At 38.1% G+C, this 16,247-nt stretch carries 17 protein-coding genes; 1 reads left to right on the forward strand and 16 read right to left on the reverse strand.

Annotated features, from left to right (window positions below; all coding sequences use genetic code 11):
* Positions 1–18 precede the first annotated feature (18 nt).
* The 7 genes from argC to desA form a co-directional block, all read right to left on the reverse strand.
* Entirely contained in the window at positions 19–1,056 is a 1,038-nt protein-coding gene (argC, locus tag ACIQAA_RS04875; protein ID WP_402617058.1) for an N-acetyl-gamma-glutamyl-phosphate reductase, read from the reverse strand.
* 275 nt (positions 1,057–1,331) lie between these two features.
* Positions 1,332–2,663, reverse strand: a complete 1,332-nt coding sequence (locus ACIQAA_RS04880; RefSeq protein WP_402615736.1) for a diguanylate cyclase — start codon at positions 2,661–2,663, stop codon at positions 1,332–1,334.
* Positions 2,664–2,774: 111 nt separating this feature from the next.
* Complete coding sequence (locus ACIQAA_RS04885; protein WP_402615738.1) at positions 2,775–3,539, reverse strand: MerR family transcriptional regulator; 765 nt, start codon at positions 3,537–3,539, stop codon at positions 2,775–2,777.
* A 129-nt stretch (positions 3,540–3,668) separates the two neighbouring features.
* A complete protein-coding gene (locus ACIQAA_RS04890) occupies positions 3,669–5,282 on the reverse strand; it encodes an acyl-CoA dehydrogenase family protein (RefSeq protein WP_402615741.1) in 1,614 nt (537 codons plus the stop codon).
* 199 nt (positions 5,283–5,481) lie between these two features.
* Entirely contained in the window at positions 5,482–6,081 is a 600-nt protein-coding gene (locus ACIQAA_RS04895; protein WP_133370523.1) for a response regulator transcription factor, read from the reverse strand.
* A 2-nt stretch (positions 6,082–6,083) separates the two neighbouring features.
* Entirely contained in the window at positions 6,084–7,217 is a 1,134-nt protein-coding gene (locus tag ACIQAA_RS04900) for a sensor histidine kinase (RefSeq protein WP_402615746.1), read from the reverse strand.
* Between the two features lie 142 nt (positions 7,218–7,359).
* Positions 7,360–8,391, reverse strand: coding sequence for a Delta(5) desaturase DesA (gene desA / locus ACIQAA_RS04905; RefSeq protein ID WP_402615749.1), 1,032 nt, complete (start codon positions 8,389–8,391; stop codon positions 7,360–7,362).
* Between the two features lie 407 nt (positions 8,392–8,798).
* On the opposite strand from desA, the gene ACIQAA_RS04910 reads away from it, so the two are divergent.
* On the forward strand, positions 8,799–9,905 hold the full coding sequence (locus ACIQAA_RS04910; RefSeq protein ID WP_402615752.1) for a GIY-YIG nuclease family protein: 1,107 nt from the start codon (positions 8,799–8,801) through the stop codon (positions 9,903–9,905).
* Positions 9,906–9,919: 14 nt separating this feature from the next.
* On the opposite strand, the gene ACIQAA_RS04915 is transcribed toward ACIQAA_RS04910, so the two are convergent.
* The 9 genes from ACIQAA_RS04915 to hpt all read right to left on the reverse strand — a co-directional run bounded on the left by ACIQAA_RS04915 (position 9,920) and on the right by hpt (position 16,201).
* The gene (locus tag ACIQAA_RS04915) at positions 9,920–10,525 is read right to left on the reverse strand and encodes a methyltransferase (RefSeq protein WP_402615755.1); all 606 of its coding nucleotides are present in this window, start codon (positions 10,523–10,525) and stop codon (positions 9,920–9,922) included.
* A gap of 22 nt (positions 10,526–10,547) precedes the next feature.
* Positions 10,548–11,105: a hypothetical protein gene (locus ACIQAA_RS04920; RefSeq protein ID WP_402615758.1), complete on the reverse strand. Its 558-nt coding sequence runs from the start codon at positions 11,103–11,105 to the stop codon at positions 10,548–10,550.
* Between the two features lie 3 nt (positions 11,106–11,108).
* The gene (locus tag ACIQAA_RS04925; RefSeq protein ID WP_402615760.1) at positions 11,109–11,738 is read right to left on the reverse strand and encodes an SCO family protein; all 630 of its coding nucleotides are present in this window, start codon (positions 11,736–11,738) and stop codon (positions 11,109–11,111) included.
* Positions 11,739–11,815: 77 nt separating this feature from the next.
* Positions 11,816–13,498: a cbb3-type cytochrome c oxidase subunit I gene (locus tag ACIQAA_RS04930; RefSeq protein ID WP_402617061.1), complete on the reverse strand. Its 1,683-nt coding sequence runs from the start codon at positions 13,496–13,498 to the stop codon at positions 11,816–11,818.
* Between the two features lie 19 nt (positions 13,499–13,517).
* Positions 13,518–13,985, reverse strand: a complete 468-nt coding sequence (locus ACIQAA_RS04935; protein WP_402615763.1) for a cytochrome c oxidase subunit II — start codon at positions 13,983–13,985, stop codon at positions 13,518–13,520.
* A 13-nt stretch (positions 13,986–13,998) separates the two neighbouring features.
* On the reverse strand, positions 13,999–14,145 hold the full coding sequence (locus tag ACIQAA_RS04940; RefSeq protein WP_402615766.1) for a cytochrome c oxidase subunit 2A: 147 nt from the start codon (positions 14,143–14,145) through the stop codon (positions 13,999–14,001).
* A gap of 157 nt (positions 14,146–14,302) precedes the next feature.
* Positions 14,303–15,232, reverse strand: a complete 930-nt coding sequence (gene cyoE, locus ACIQAA_RS04945) for a heme o synthase (RefSeq protein ID WP_402615769.1) — start codon at positions 15,230–15,232, stop codon at positions 14,303–14,305.
* Positions 15,233–15,419: 187 nt separating this feature from the next.
* The gene (locus ACIQAA_RS04950) at positions 15,420–15,647 is read right to left on the reverse strand and encodes a hypothetical protein (RefSeq protein ID WP_402615772.1); all 228 of its coding nucleotides are present in this window, start codon (positions 15,645–15,647) and stop codon (positions 15,420–15,422) included.
* 26 nt (positions 15,648–15,673) lie between these two features.
* Positions 15,674–16,201 (reverse strand): hypoxanthine phosphoribosyltransferase, encoded by a 528-nt coding sequence (hpt, locus tag ACIQAA_RS04955; RefSeq protein ID WP_402615774.1) that lies wholly within the window; start codon positions 16,199–16,201, stop codon positions 15,674–15,676.
* Positions 16,202–16,247 lie beyond the last annotated feature (46 nt).

The raw sequence follows: 16,247 nt of genomic DNA on the forward strand, positions 1-16,247 counted from the left end.
TAGGTAACTCGTAAAATATCATGGATACATTGGTATGCTATTAAGCCCCGTCCTGACATCCCAATCGTTCATTATGTTTGCATTTTGAATGGCCTGCCCTGCGGCACCTTTAACTAAGTTATCGATTACAGAAATGATCGTAAGTCTATTGGTTCTCGGGTCAACATGCAGCCCGATATCGCAGTAGTTGCTGCCGCTTACCTCTTTGGTTGATGGATAGATTCCATCTGGCCTAATCCTGACAAATGGATGATTTTCGTAAAACTGTTTATACATCTCATTTACTTCACTAGTTGATATTTTCCCCATTAGATTTACATAGGCTGTTATCATGATTCCTCTTGTCATTGGAACCAAATGGGTTGTAAACGAAATGGTTACAATCCTGCCTGTTTCATCTTTAAGTACTTGTTCAATTTCAGGTATATGTTGATGTGCTCCAAGCTTATAAGCTCTTAAATTTTCATTTATCTCAGCATAATGTGAGGTTAAAGAAAGACCCCTGCCTGCGCCGGAAACACCTGATTTGGCATCGATAATAATAGATTTTAAGTCAGCAAGATTTGCTTTCAAAATTGGCAGCAAACCTAGGCTCGTTGCAGTTGGATAGCAGCCCGGATTGGCAATTAGTGCTGCCCCTTTAATTTCTTCTGCATAAATCTCACTTAATCCATAAACTGCCTGGCTCAGATATTTCTTCTCAGGAGCTGAATGCTTATACCATGTTTCATATTCATTTTGCGACCTTAGCCGAAAATCTCCTGAAAGATCGATCACTTTGATTCCTTTATCCATCAATTGTGGAACCAGTTTACTACTTACGCCTGATGGAGTTGCCAAAAACACGAGTTCATTTTGTTCAGATAATCTATTTACATCAAAGCTTTCAAGTGGTTGATTGATTATTTCTGTAAGGTGTGGATAGGATTGGCTAAAGTCGTTACCAGCCTGAGAGTTGGAAACAACCGAACCAACCTCCAAATACGGATGCTGGTTTATAAGCCTTATTAGCTCTATAGCTCCATATCCTGTTCCACCAATTATCGCAGCTCTCATTTTTTCCAACTCCTAAGTCTCCTACATAATGTATCATTATACATACTTAGTAATAATTATTCAACCAATTAATTGCCCAATTTTCAGTTTTCGGTGAATTTTTTTGCGATTATTTTTGAAAACGCTTTCACTTTGCGTTGTATGAATATACAAATTTCATGCATGTTTTATGCATGTCACAACTTCTCAAAAAGATGTTTTTTATGAGGGGTATTGGTAATGATATGAAGTTTGATTTTTTAGTAACATTGTTAAAAAAATAGAAACCGGCCAATTTATAATAGGCTGGTTTCTTGTTTATTATAGATTTGATAATTATTTCTTCCTTTTTTCTTTGCTTCGTATAGAGCAAGGTCAGCATTTTTAAATAGTGTTTTTTCTTCTAGGTCAAATTGGCTGTAAAATGAAATTCCAATACTTGATGTAATTTTTATTTTTTCATTGGCAATAATCCATTCATCACGGAGACATTGTTGGATTCTATCAGCTATTTCCATAACATTTGTCTTTTCTGTCAACTCGGGTATTAGAATGACGAATTCATCTCCTCCAATTCTTGCTAGGAAATCATTTTTTCTGATCGCTCTTTTAACGCGCATGGCAAATTCCTTTAACACCTCATCACCAATGTCATGTCCATAGCTATCATTAATTTCTTTAAAATGATCAATATCAAGAACAAATACGGAAAGTACCAGATTCGTCCGTTTTGCTTTTTCCATCTCTAACTTTAGACATTGTGAAAAGTAAGTTCTATTAGGAAGACCCGTTAATGGGTCATGAAGGGCTAACTCTTTTAACATATCTTCATATTTCTTTCTTTCCGTGATGTCTTTATATGCAACTACCCCTCCATCCCAATCACCATTCTGATCATAAAGAGGCGAAAACGAGCCAAGAAAATAAATGATTTCACCATTTTTAGTTATCCGTTTTACCTCATGAGTAGTCACTGTCTCCCCGCTTTTTACTCTTTCAATGATTTTTCTTAGTTCTTCTTTACCATCTTCAGGGATAATACTGATGGACTTATCCTTTACCAGCTCTTCTGCTGTCCATCCTAACAATTTTTCAAATGCTTTATTTACTGATACAATATTTTGTTTTTTATCAAAGGTAAACATGACATCCGCCACGCTATTCCAAACGAGCTCAAAACGGTCTTTTATTCTTTGTATTTCACTTTCTTTCTCTCTTTGTTCTGTTAGATCTCGAACAATGGCTAACAGATGGGTACACTCACCGTCTTGATTAAATACAGGAGTTATCGTTGATTCCCAATAAATTACTTCATTATTACTGTTTTGAGGAAGGTGCGAAACAGTAACCATATCTTCGTACTTGATTGGCTTTTTTTTCTCCATTGCTTCTTCGTACTTGGTCTTGACAATATGGTAAGCATTTTTTGGAAGAACCTCCTCTATCGGCTTGCCAAAGGATTCATTTGTTAATCCGTAAAGGTCTTTAGCTGGTTTATTTAAAACAACATAGCTTAATGATTTATCAGGATTTACTTTTGTCAAAAAGACTAAATCAGTCATATTATTAATCAACTGATAAAATAGATCGGGTCTATTTAAAATCTCTAAACTATATTTTTCGACCATAATTTTCGCCTTTCCATGGACATTCTTATATAATGTTTTCTTTATTGTACACTCTTTACTTTGAAAATATAAAAAGCTCACCCGAAACAATTATTGGGTGAGCCTTAACTATTAGTTTTTTTGACCTGTGTAGATATGAATCGCGTCCCTTAGGAACACTGCGGTACCTGGCTGTTCTTTATCATAATAAGCCGTAAACCTTTCATCATCGACATACATTTGTGCCAGACCTGCATGGGCTTCCTTGCTGTAATCTTTCCAATAATAAGTGAGCCATTGTTTGTGGAGATTGGCTGCTTTTTGTGCTAATTCACCTGCAGGGTCTCCTGTTTTAAATGCTTCAGCTAGTGTAGTGTGGATCTGTTCAGCTAATGCTGTTACCTCTTGATATTGCTCCTCTGTCATGTTCATTACTTTTGCATTTGAAGCCTCAACACTTTCCTTGCCATATTTATCCCGAATTTCTTTTCCGTATTTTTTCTCGTTATCTTCAATCATCTTCTTCTTAAAACCTTCAAATTTCTCTTTATTTGACATGGTTATTCTCCCTTCCGTAAGTGCTATCGTTTTATCAACATTGACGATTAATAAATCTAGTTGTTCTCTTTTCTCGAGGAGTTTTTCACGATGCTCCCGCAGTGCTTTAGCCCCATCAAAGGAAGGCGCAGTTACAATCTCCTTGATGCTGTCTAAACCGACTCCTAGCTCTCTATAGAATAGGATTTGCTGAAGCCGGTTTACTTCCTCCTGTCCATAGATCCGATATCCTGATGAATTGATTCTTGCCGGCTTAAGAATTCCAATTTCATCATAATACCTGAGTGTTCGGGTGCTGACACCTGCGAGACTAGCTAGCTTTTGTATTGTATATTCCATGTGATCATCTCCTCATAAATTACAATACACCTTTACGCAACGTTAAGGTCAATCACTAGTTTGCCTATTTTTATAAAAAAGTAAAAACCAGCCTCTTGTAGACAGTAAGTGAGGCTGGCCTAAAACATTTTATTCGATTTCTGCCAATGCAGCTTCTTGATATGCTTTGAACAAGGAATCACAAAAAGTATCCCATTCCTCAGCGGCTTTGATTGAGGCTTCACTTACTTCTCCTAGGACTGGTCTTTGGAGTAAATCCTCCAGCTGATCAGAGAATTGCTCAATCGGCTCATGCTGCGCTCCTGCTAATACATTACGAACAAAATCAGATGGTGAATACCAATCTGCCACTCTCTGAAGATCGCGATAAATTTGAGTGAGAATCAGATTACGCGGGCCTTCCCATTGTTCATTAACGACAACATCACGGAAAATTCTTGGCAGTGCGGAGAATTCCTCCATTACTCCGTGACCTGCAAATACTGAAATGGCATCTCGAAGCACGTCCGCTCCTTCATTTGTCGCACATATTTTTTGAAGTAAGACAAGTTCTCGTAAGTTGAGTAGCTGCTTTCGTACTTCTATAGGATGGTCAGAATTGATCCCTGGATTTAATGGCTTCTCCAAGCGTAAGAATAGATCATAAATTTTAAAAGCACCTGCGGTTGTTCTCTTGGCAGCGCATTCAATTTTCTTCAATTTGCTGGCGGCTAGTGGATAGTCCTTTACCTTTTTGCCGAAAACGGTGCGAAAGTCGCCGTAGAGGTTCGCCTCTCTTGAAGCTCTAAGCATAAATCCTGCACAGGCAATTCCAATTTCCAACCTAGACAAAGTAAGTACGATTCCCACTGCGACAGCAATGCCTTTATCCTTTGGCCCAATTGGATAGGCAAGTGCACCGTTATATTGAATTTCAGCTGTAGGCAATTCGGCGGTGCCAAGCTTCCATTTTATCCGATTGATTTGGTAACCATTTCGTTTTTCCTTCTCCTTATCGCCGGGAAGCCAAGCTGGGACTATAAAAGTGGATACATTGTTTGTGCCCGTGATTTTTGCGGTTACAACGGAATAATCAGCATGAGCAGCAGAGCAGAAAAACTTATTTCCATATAACCGATAGTTTTTACCGTCAGGTACTGCTTCAAGAACATTAGCAGGCAAGTCTGAACCGCCTTGAATCTCCGTCATAAACTGAGCACCAATCGCAAATTCACCGTTTAGGCCTTCTTTCGTATGTAGTAAAATTTCTTGTAGTTCCGGAATTTCAGGATTAGGGAATTGATCAAGAAGGGCAATTAATCCATGCGTACAGGTTAGGGGGCATGTCACTCCGCCTTCACCGATTTGGTGCGTCAGCATTCTTTTCACAAAGCTTTCCCATGGCGGCATTTTACTCGAGAAAAGCCCTTCACCAAAAACTTCTTTCTCTAACTGGTGTACCTCGAATGGCCGGACAATGCGGTCAATTCGATGATTAAAAGCATCATAGTGCAGCATATAGGGACGGGCCTCTGGTCTCGCATTTTGCTCCGCTAATTGGTTCCACTTCGAGGACACCCTGGGTGAAAAAGTGAGAATTTTCTCGTGAACCTGTTCAAACTGAGCGCCAGTATATTTCCTCGCAGCCTTCTGCAAAAATGGTTCATCTCGATACCAATCTAAACTCTCACGTTTTGATACAAATCCATCAAAACTATAAGCATTCTTACCCCTCGTTTCCGTATCATGCGAAGTTAAACTCATCTAAAGCTCACTCCTTTTTAATAATCGAAATTTTCTGTCTAATTATAACATGACTGGCACAATAAAAAGAAACAGGAACACCGTCCTGTTTCAATTATTTTCCAAACTGTCCATATAGGATGGAAAGTGTCCACGAGTGGTGCCTGTCACCGCTGCAGAGCAGCGGTGACAGGCACCTTTTTTAGTTTCTATCGATTTATTATTTGAACCAGCCTTTTTCTTTGGATTGTTTGATGGCTTCGATTCGGTTTTTGACGTCTAGTTTGTCTAGGATGGTTGAGATGTAGTTGCGGACTGTTCCTGTTTTGATGCTTAGTTGCTCTGCGATTTCTTGTGTGTTTTTGCCATCTGCGACGAGTTCTAATACTTCTTTTTCACGGTCTGTCAGGGGATTTTCTTCGGAGTAAACATCATCCATCAGCTCAGGAGCGTATATGCGTTTTCCCTCCATGACGCGGCGGATGGAGCTGGCCAGCTCTTCACTTGGACTATCCTTCAATAAATAACCTCTTACCCCTGCTTTTAAGGCACGCTGAAAATAACCAGTTCGCGCAAAGGTTGTTAAGATAATCACTTTGCAGTTTAATCCTTTTATCTCTTCTGCCGCTTCAAGACCTGTTTTACCTGGCATTTCAATGTCCATAATGCAAATATCCGGCTCATGCTTACGTACCAAAGCTACTGCTTCTTCCCCATTTGAAGCCTTGCCAACCACTTCCATATCCTCTTCTAAATTAAGAAGTGAACCGAAGGCGCCCAACAGCATTTGCTGGTCTTCCGCTATTACGATTCTAATCATTTTTACGCCTCCTCCTTGTCAGACGGCTTTACGTCATTAGGCACTCTGATTACTAAAGTGGTGCCTTCTTTTGTTTGAAGCTCTAAACTGCCATTAATAAATTCAAGGCGTTCCTTCATTCCTAAAAGACCGCTTCCCCTTGTGTCTTTATCTCCTTCATCTTTAAAAACACCATTATCATGGATGGTCATCACCAATTCCTTCCAAGATTGCTCAACGGAAATGGAACAGGAGCTCGCACCACTATGTTTGACTACATTATTTACTGCCTCTTTCAAGCACATGCTGAGGATGTTCTCAGTCAATAAGGGAACATTTTTTATGGAAATATCCTGGTTTCCCTCAAAGGTTATTTCGGCTGCCTTCAATATTTGTTTTACACGTACAATCTCATCTTTTAATCGGATTCCGCGCATCGAAGAAACCATTTTTCTTACTTCACTTAACGCCGTTCTTGCGGTTTGCTGCACGTCCTTTAACTCATTGCGTGCCTGATCTGGATCTTTTGTAATTAATCGCCTTGCCAAATCACTTTTTAAACCAATGAGTGATAGCTTTTGCCCTAATGTATCGTGAAGGTCACGGGCAATCCTCTGACGCTCCTCGAGCTTAACAAGTTCTGAAATCCGCTTATTGGCATCCTCCAATTTCTCTTCGAGCTGCCCCATTTCTTTCTTGTTATGAATATTAAATGGAAGCAGAATGACACTGATCCAAATGATGATAACAAAAGGCAATTGCTTAAGAAAAAGTTCATCCATCTGTACAATACTGAAGTTAATAGATGCGGATGTACTAATCAAATGAATAAAATATAAGGTTAGAAACGTGACACGGTCTTTAATATTACCGATAAAATAAGAGAGAAAAAAAGCAAAATATACATAGCTGAAAAGACTGGTTGATGTGATCGAAATACCGATTAAGATGAAGGTCCAGAGATAAACCGGCCATCCTTTAGAAAAGAATGCAATCCGATAGAAAACGAAAAAGAGAATGGTTAGGATAATTCCAATAATTATTTTAATAGGTGAGGATGTTTGAAAAATAAAATAAAATGGCAATATGCAAAGAATTGTCCATATATATGGTGATATACCGCTATTTTTCTGGAATGTCATATACCTTTTTATCATGAAGGAACCTCATTTTCAGCTTTTAATAGTAATAACCTTAATTTTACCACAATTCCCCTCTATCTTCATTTACTACTATTTATTCGGCCAATACCTCCATTTAGAACAGTAAAAACGACAAGCCCTATAGGGCTTGCCGAAATTAAGCTTTCTCTGGTCGAAGAAACTCTTTTTGTTTTTTTAGCAGCGCCTTTATTTCTTTAAAGGTAACAAAATTCTTCGCCTTCTCATCCCATAATCTAAATTTAAGAGAGCTTAAGCTTGTGGCTAACGTGATGGTTGGAACATTTTGCAATGGCAGTGTGTTGTTATGTGCCTCTTCCAGCATATAATTAGGAACTCTTGGGCTTAAATGGTGAACATGATGGTAGCCAATATTCCCCGTCAGCCATTGTAGAATTTTCGGAAGCTTATAAAAGGAACTGCCTTCAACCGCTGCTTTTACATATTCCCAATGCTGGTCTTCCTCAAAATAGGAATCCTCAAACGTATGCTGCACATAAAAAAGCCATATTCCTAAAGATCCTGAAATTAGGAAGATTGGAGCTTGGACTAATAGGAATGGCTCCCATCCAATCGTCAAACAAAGTACCGCTGTCAAAGCAGCAATCCCTGCATTGGTTATATAGGTATTCATACGTTCATTGAAGCGAGCACCTTTTCTATTAAAGCGATTTTTAAGGAGGAAGACGTATATCGGACCGAGTCCGAACATAACGAGTGGATTACGATATAACCGGTATTTTAATCTTTCCCACTGTGAAGCAGCTAAGTATTCATCCACTGTCATCACCCAGATATCTCCCGTTCCCCGCTTATCCAAGTTGCTGCTTGTTGCATGGTGAACAGAATGATCATGCTGCCATTGATGATAGGGAAAAATCGTCAATATACCGGTAATCGTTCCAAGAATCATGTTTGCTTTTCGATTTTTAAAAAAGGAGTGATGGCAGCAATCATGAAATATAATAAATGTTCTCACCAAAAATCCGGCTGCAAGTACTGAGATTCCCAATGTAAGTATGTACGATATGTTTAGACTTTGATAGGCCAGAATCCACAATAATAAGAAAGGTACCAGGGTATTGATCAGCTGCCAAATGCTTGCTCGTAGATTTGATTTTTCATAAGGTACAACTTGCTTTCGTAAATACTTTTGGTTTTGTTCCATCATAACGTATATTCCCTTCTTTCATTTGTTATCAAAATTATAGCCCTAGTAAAACACCATTTTGTAGATATAGCTGTCATGTTCCAATCATGATAAATGTCATATTCCCCCTATTACGCAAGAGAGGAGAAGCTCATACTTGAGCCTCTCCTCCCCTTTTGGGCACTTTTATTTTCTGCTTTCATCGTGATTATTAACCCTAATTTTTTAAAATTTACTCATGGTATGTCCCATCTTTTGAGCAGCGGAATTTTACAATTCGCTTTTAAGTCCAGATTAGATATTGTCATGTTAATACTTTTGTATATTCTTTATTCAAAATCACCTTCATAACTGTTTTTTACCAGATTGTTATACCCAATCTGGTTATTTATTTATGTTAAAATGAAGAAAAATGGGGAAAGGGGGAGATGTTTATTTTTATAAAAGAAAAGGTGAAGACTCTTCCCTCGACCCCTGGGGTCTATTTAATGAAGGATTCCCGCGGCTCTATTATTTATGTCGGTAAAGCCAAAAATTTAAAAAGACGTGTTCAATCCTATTTCCAACAATCAAAAGCACATCCACAAAAGATTATTAAGCTTGTCAGCAATATTCGAGATTTTGATATTCTGTTAACCGATACTGAATTTGAAGCCTTTATGCTGGAATGCAAATTAATTCGAGACGTAAAACCTCTATTTAATAAAATGATGAAAAGTCCCCAATCCTACACCTACATCGCGATTGATAAGGATCGAACGTATCCAGACATTGCGGTCACAAACCATCGGGATGAACAGGATGGCAGACTTTATTTTGGTCCCTTTCCCAGCAAAGCTAGAGTCGAAACTGCAATTATCAGCATTAAGGAAGCCTTCAGAATTCTTTGCAGCAATCCTAAACGACAGAATTCGTTGTGCCTCAACCATTCTATGGGATTGTGCATAGGGATGTGCGGAGGCGGATCTGCTTTACAAGAATACCATGCCATAATGGAAGATATCATTGCTTTACTAAATGGTGAGAATAGGATAATTCTTGATAATATGAAAAGGAAAATGGCAGAGGCAGCCGCCGATTTCGATTTTGAAGCTGCAGCACAGTATAGAGACAGGATCGCTGCTATACAGTTTTTGCTTCGAAAAGAAAAGGTCATCGGGTTTACGGAAGGAAATAAAAATATTGTGGTTTTAGAAAATTTAAGCGAGGACACCTTCAAGATTTTTCTCATTAAACGCAGCGAGATTCTTTTCAGTAAAATAGTTACTATTGATAGTGCCGATGTTAATCAACTCAGCAAACTCATATCTACAACCTTTATCAATACTTCTTTTCCTGCCGGCAGCCATATAAAGAGAGATGAGATTGATGAAGCTCAAATTATTTATAACTATTTAAAAAGCAGCCACTGCCGGTATAAGACGATTCCCGATAAATGGATTCGAAACCACTTAGATAAGAACATTGAAAATGCTGTTACGAGTTTAATTTATACAAAACAAACGTCACAAAATATCCCTCGATTGTCAACATAGACGACGAGGGCTTTTTAATATGCCAAACGATAAATTAAAAATCGCTCATTGGCATTATTCTCATATAAACCAGGAAGTTGGACTTCTTTTATTAATTCAAATAACGTGTGGTTTTCTAAATAGTAGATATAATCCTCAGATGGATAATATAAAATCACGTCTACTTCCCGTTTACATTTTTCTACCGAAACCAAAATATTATTAATGATTTTCCAAAAAATCGGTATCGTAAATGGGTTAAAAAAATAAAAACGATTATCCATCGGATTAATTTCATATTTTTCTGCCAAGCAGCATTGAAATTGAATCTCACCTTTATTTTTAGCTTTTATTAAATAATTCACCTTGTTCTCCATCGCTTCTTCGTATAGCTTTTCGTTCATCTCAACCCCTGTAACGGATGCATGAAATAGGTAATGAATAAAGAAGTTGAGTCTTCCTTTTCCACAGCCAAAATCAACGATATGATCACTGCTGTTCAATTCATATTCAGCAAATAATTTTTCAAGTGCCCGATAAGGTGTTGGCTCGTAGCGGTGATAATGGAAGGACTTGTTATATCCCCTTTGAGTTCCTTCCGTCTCGATATTCAGCAATTCATCGTAATTCGTTTCTTTCATTCAATTTCTCCTGCCTGCCCCCTCATTCGTATGCGGAAGGGTCGATAAAAAAGTTATAGCCTAAGTAGACTACCATCCCAATTGCAGTCGTTAAAAATCCCCATCCAAGAGTGACTTGCTCAATTACTAGGTAGTTATTACATAATTGTACAGGTGACCAAATATATAGCCATCCTAAGCCGATAAACAGAACGGTAAAACTAACAATGATTGAATTTTTCCCGAAAGGATAGAGCTTTTTCCAGCTGTCCCTTAAAGAAATACCCGCTAAAAATGGTAGACTGATAAATTTAAATCCTTCAACGAGCGGAGTAGTCAAGGCTTCATCCATTGTCCGCGGTAACATCCAGTATAACATGATAACAACAAATAACGTAATTCCCGGAACTCCATTGCTGTTCCACTTTTCAAAAAATCCAGGAAAACGGTTTTGGAAAAAGCGTGCCATTAACATTCCCGCAATCACCAGCATCGGCATTTGCATATGCATATGAATAACCATTACGGATTCCATAAAATCTGCAACAGGAGGGGCAGCTAAGAAGATAAATAACAACAAACCATAAAATGATTGATTCACAGCTTACTCCTCCCCTCTTTCTAGGTTGCTACGAACCTTTTGAGCAGCTTCATCGATTTTTTTATAGTCCATTACATCCATCAGACTGCCTTTTTTATCCACTAAATAAAAAGCAGAATTATGAGCAAAATTCCCGTTATCATCGGGTATCACGATGACACCAAATGCTTTTAATAAAGAGTCTAACTCAGCCTTGTCCGGGATTCTTGCCATCCGCCAGGTTTCACCATCACTTTTAAAAAAGTCTTTGTACTTGTTTAATACAGCAGGTGTATCTCTTTCAGGATCGAAGCTTATGCTTAAAAAGACGATTTCTTCTCCTTTAACGCTATTCGGAAGTTTATCGTAGACTTGTTTCATGTTGTATTCTAGTTCAGGACAAACGGTGGTACAGGATGTATAGAGAAATGTAATAAATACATATTTATCTTCGAATTCAGATATTGAATATTTCCGCCCGATGCTGTCCTCAAGCGTAACATCAGGGAATTTAGGTTTATCATCTTTAAGCTGCTGCACCCTGGCGGTTTCGGCAGTAAATGCCGTGAATCCATCGGTTCCGATAAAAAACAAGCCTATGCCAAATATGATTACAAGAAAAAATGAGATTTTCGTATACCTATTATTGATCATAGTGATCACTTCCAAATTTGTTTTATTAGAATAAAGAGATAGCCCAATACCCTTGGAGCTATCTCTTTTTTTACATATTACCAAGTCTTAAACGGTGGTGATCCTGGAGGTGCATTTACGATAAATTCTGTTAACGGAATTACATATGCCATTGCAACTACGATAAGCATAACTACAATCCAAATTCCCCAGCGTTCTGTCAAATAAGGAGTTTTTGTTGCGTTATCTTCTTCCTCTGCAATTGGGAATTCTGTTTCCCCTTTTGGTGCAAAGAACATCATATTGAATACGGCGTACACTTGAAGAATAACCCCAATGATTAACAGTGTTCCCCCTACTGCTAAACACATTAAGTATGGGTCCCAGCCTAAAGCTGCAGCATGGTCGCCATAAGTTGTGTAAGAGGTTCTTCTTGGTGAACCCAGAAGCCCAACGTAGTGCATAGCACCTGCCATAAAGATCATACCGACGGTCCAAATCCAAGTTTGGATCACACCTAATCGATTGATTTGAGGCGTTAATACGCGGTTTGAAATATAAGGAACTAACCAGTAACTAATTCCAAAGAATGTCATAACTACTGACATACCTAATGTTAAGTGGAAATGTCCCACAATCCACATTGTATTATGAACGACTTGGTCTAATTGGTTTGTGCTCTGTGCAATACCGCCAGCTCCAGCTGGAATGAAGGCAATCATTGCTATAAATGGTGCTAGGAATCGAACATCGCCCCATGGCATTTTCTTCCACCACCCAATTAAACCTTTACCGCCTTTTCTTCTAGCCGTACGCTCAAATACTGCAAATAGCGCAAATGCTGTCATGAGTGATGGGAATCCAATTGCCAAACTCATAAATACGTGCATAAATTTAACGACTTCATTAATACCTGGGTCAATGATTTGGTGATGGAATCCACCTGTGATATTCATAATAACTAGAGCGATAATAACCACACGTGTTAGTAAATCACTCCAGCGCTTACCGCCGATAATTTTTGGTACAACTACGTACCATGCAGAAACAGCTGTTAAATACCAGATATTAACCAATGTGTGTCCAAAGGCCCAGAACAGTGTACGAGCAACCATTACATTGATCGTTTCAACCCAGCCAAATACCCATGGAATAATCATAAATAATACTTCAACTGCTACGAACATTAGAGCGAAAAATAATAGAACGAATACACCCGTTGCAAAGTAAGATAGGATAGGAACGTGTTGTCCTTTATGATTTTTTCTCCAATTTGCTACTTGGATAAATGCTCCAATACAGCACAACCAAACACCAACTACAATTAATGCTAAACCAATATAAAATACAGGATGTGCAGCCATCGGCGGGTAGAAGGTGTACATAACCGATGCTTCATTCATTAAAATTGGAATGACGGCTAATACAAATCCTACAAGCTTAACGAAGAAACCAGTCCAGGCGAGCTTTCTTACCTTTGGAAGAAGCCCCCCTAAATTGTGGGAAAGTGCTGCATAAAAGTAACCTATGGTGAAGAATGCTGTTAACACGAGGATCAGTAATAATCCATGTGCAGTCAATACTTGATAATAATTAAACCAAGTTGGTAATTCTAACAATCCTGCTCGATTTAAACCTTGTAATAATCCTAAAAATCCACCAACTAATAATGCGATAAATGCTACAGCTATATATGATTTCGATATTTTTGCATCTTCTGGGAAGTATCCCAGCATCTTGTTTGTTTTATCTTTAAAACCTACTTTTAAATCTGCTTCCATTTTCATCTGCTATCCCCCCTTATTTAACCGTAATCGTTGTACTCATTAATTGGTGACCCGCACCACAATATTCGTTACAGATAACTAAATAACTGCCTGGCTTATCAAATGTTTGGGTGATTTTTTGAATATGTCCTGGCATAACCATTGCATTTATATTTGTTCCAGCTACTTCAAATCCGTGAACAACATCCTTTGATGTCATAATAAAAGTAACCTTTGCCCCAGCAGGTATCTCAATATTATTTGGAGTAAAACCAAACGCTTGTAACGTCATGACCACTTCATATTCATTATCGCCAATTTCCTTGACACCTGGGTTATCGAATGGTGCCGTCTGATCTACCTTTTGCGGGTCAATCGTTTCCATATTACTTGGCGGTCCCATTTCTAGTGCAAAAGCTTGGTAACCTGTGATTAACATGAATCCCATGATAATTCCAAAACTTATCGTAAGCCATATTTTTTCATCAAGATGCATTTTCATCTCTCTATCCCCCTTATAATCTCGCCATATAAAGACCGTATAGAACTATATACGTAGCAACAATCACGAGTCCAACCACTGTTACAGAAATCCATGTTCCTTTTAGCGGTGCTTCCTGCTCTTGTTTTTTACCTTTATGAGTTACTTTTGTAGCTGCCATCGAAAAATCAACCCCCTTAATTTGTTCTTACCTTAATAATAATTGCGACTGATTCTCAATGTAGTGAACTGAATCACGGGCGAAGAAACTTTTATAAAAAATAAAAAACTGCCCCTTGAGCTGCAAAGGTAAGCAGCTCAAGGGACAGTTTTAATCATTAAATGGTAACAATAACCATTAGTAAAAATAAGATTGTTATATAATTTACAGAATACAAAAAAATCACATGTGCCCACTTTAAATCGTTCTTGGTAAAAAATCCGCTAATACTTACAACTAACCAGCCTGCATTAAATAAAGTGGCAAGCACAATAAATGCCGTTCCAAGAGGTGCTAAAAAAAATGGTAAAGGCAGTAAACAGGCCACATAGACAACTATTTGCACTTTTGTTACTGCAAAGCCGCGTACCACTGGAAGCATTGCTACACCAGCAGCACTATATTCTTTACATTTCTTCATAGCAATCGCAAAAGTATGCGGCATTTGAAATATAAATAAGATCAGAAACAATATGATTGGAATGATATGCAAGCTGGAATCAAGGGCTGCCCATCCAATTAACGGTGTTACAGCTCCCGAAATACTTCCTATGACGGTATTAAACGTATATCTTCGTTTTGACCACATGGTATACAAAAAAACATAGGTGAACCAACCCACAAATCCATAAATGGCAGCTTCGATTGTCGTGAAAAGTAATAGAATGAATCCAATTATCGTAAAAACAATCCCCATTATTAAAACAACATTTAAAGATATATTGCCTGTTACTGTTGGACGTTTTTTTGTTCTTTCCATGACGGTATCAATATCAACGTCATACCAATTATTCAAGATAAGGGCTCCCGCCATAACCATTGTACTTCCGATCATGGTTAACAAGAATAATTCCCAGTAATCAACAAACGATTTATTGGTAAAATGCAGGGCTAGCCAGAATCCTGAAAAGACTGGCAGGACATTAGCGATTAATACACCTGCTTTAAAAAGTGACTTTAAATCAGAGATTAAGCTAGAGGGATTTCGCTCATCTACTAAAAGTTCTTTCCCAGCCTTCCGAAAAGAAGATAGTTCATCTTTACTCATTTTGCTAAACCTCCAAACTTAATTCCTTCCCTATTATTAAATCATACATTATATACCGTTCGCATGATATGAATCACTTTTTTACCTTTAACATTTCCTATCCCCGCCCTGCAAACACCGCCTCATGTGCTTTGTTTTCAAATAGAAAAGCTGTGTGGATTATTGGCATCCACACAGCTTTCTATTGCTATTCTCTACTTTCATTTAATTCATCGATAAGTTGCTTTGTTCTTTTGGCATTTCCTTCTGCGAAGTTTTCAAGGCGTTCCTTTAATTCATCGTCATCGTGAATCCGTTCAGCCGTGATCAAATAAGTCCGCATTAGATCCTCTTCTATCTCAATGGAATTTTCGAGGATTTCTTCAAGGTTATTTTTCTCTTCTTCACTTTTTCCTTTAAAAATATTTGCAGTCAACGCAAAATGCCTCCTTTAAAGTTAGGCTAATATTCTTCCACTGTTGCTATGTAGGGTAAATTTCTATACCTTTGTGCATAGTCGATTCCGTAACCGACAATGAATTCATCTGGAATCACAAAGCCAACATAATCCACCGGTAATTCCACTCTTCTTCTTTCAGGCTTGTCTAAAAGTGTACAGATCTTAATTTGTTTCGGTTTATGCATATTCAAATGGTCCCTCAAAAAATGCAGTGTGAGTCCACTGTCTATGATATCTTCGACCACCAAAACATTTTTATTCGTAATATCCGCTTCAAGATCCTTTAACAGCTTAACTTTTCCAGTTGTCTCCGTTTGGTCGCTGTAGCTTGAAACCGAAATGAAATCGACGTTAATGTCGCCTTTCATCTCGCGAATCAAATCAGCTGCAAAAACAAATGATCCTTTTAACACAACAATTAACATGATAGCCTCATAGTTAAAATCACTTTCGATTTCCGCCGCCAATGTCTTCACTCTTTGTTTGATTTCATCCACCGGAATCATCGTATCTTTTACTCGATAGGGCAAGAAACATACCTTCTTTCTTGTTAATCCGAACTAGTCATCATTATTA

Source organism: Neobacillus sp. NPDC093182, from assembly GCF_044754045.1.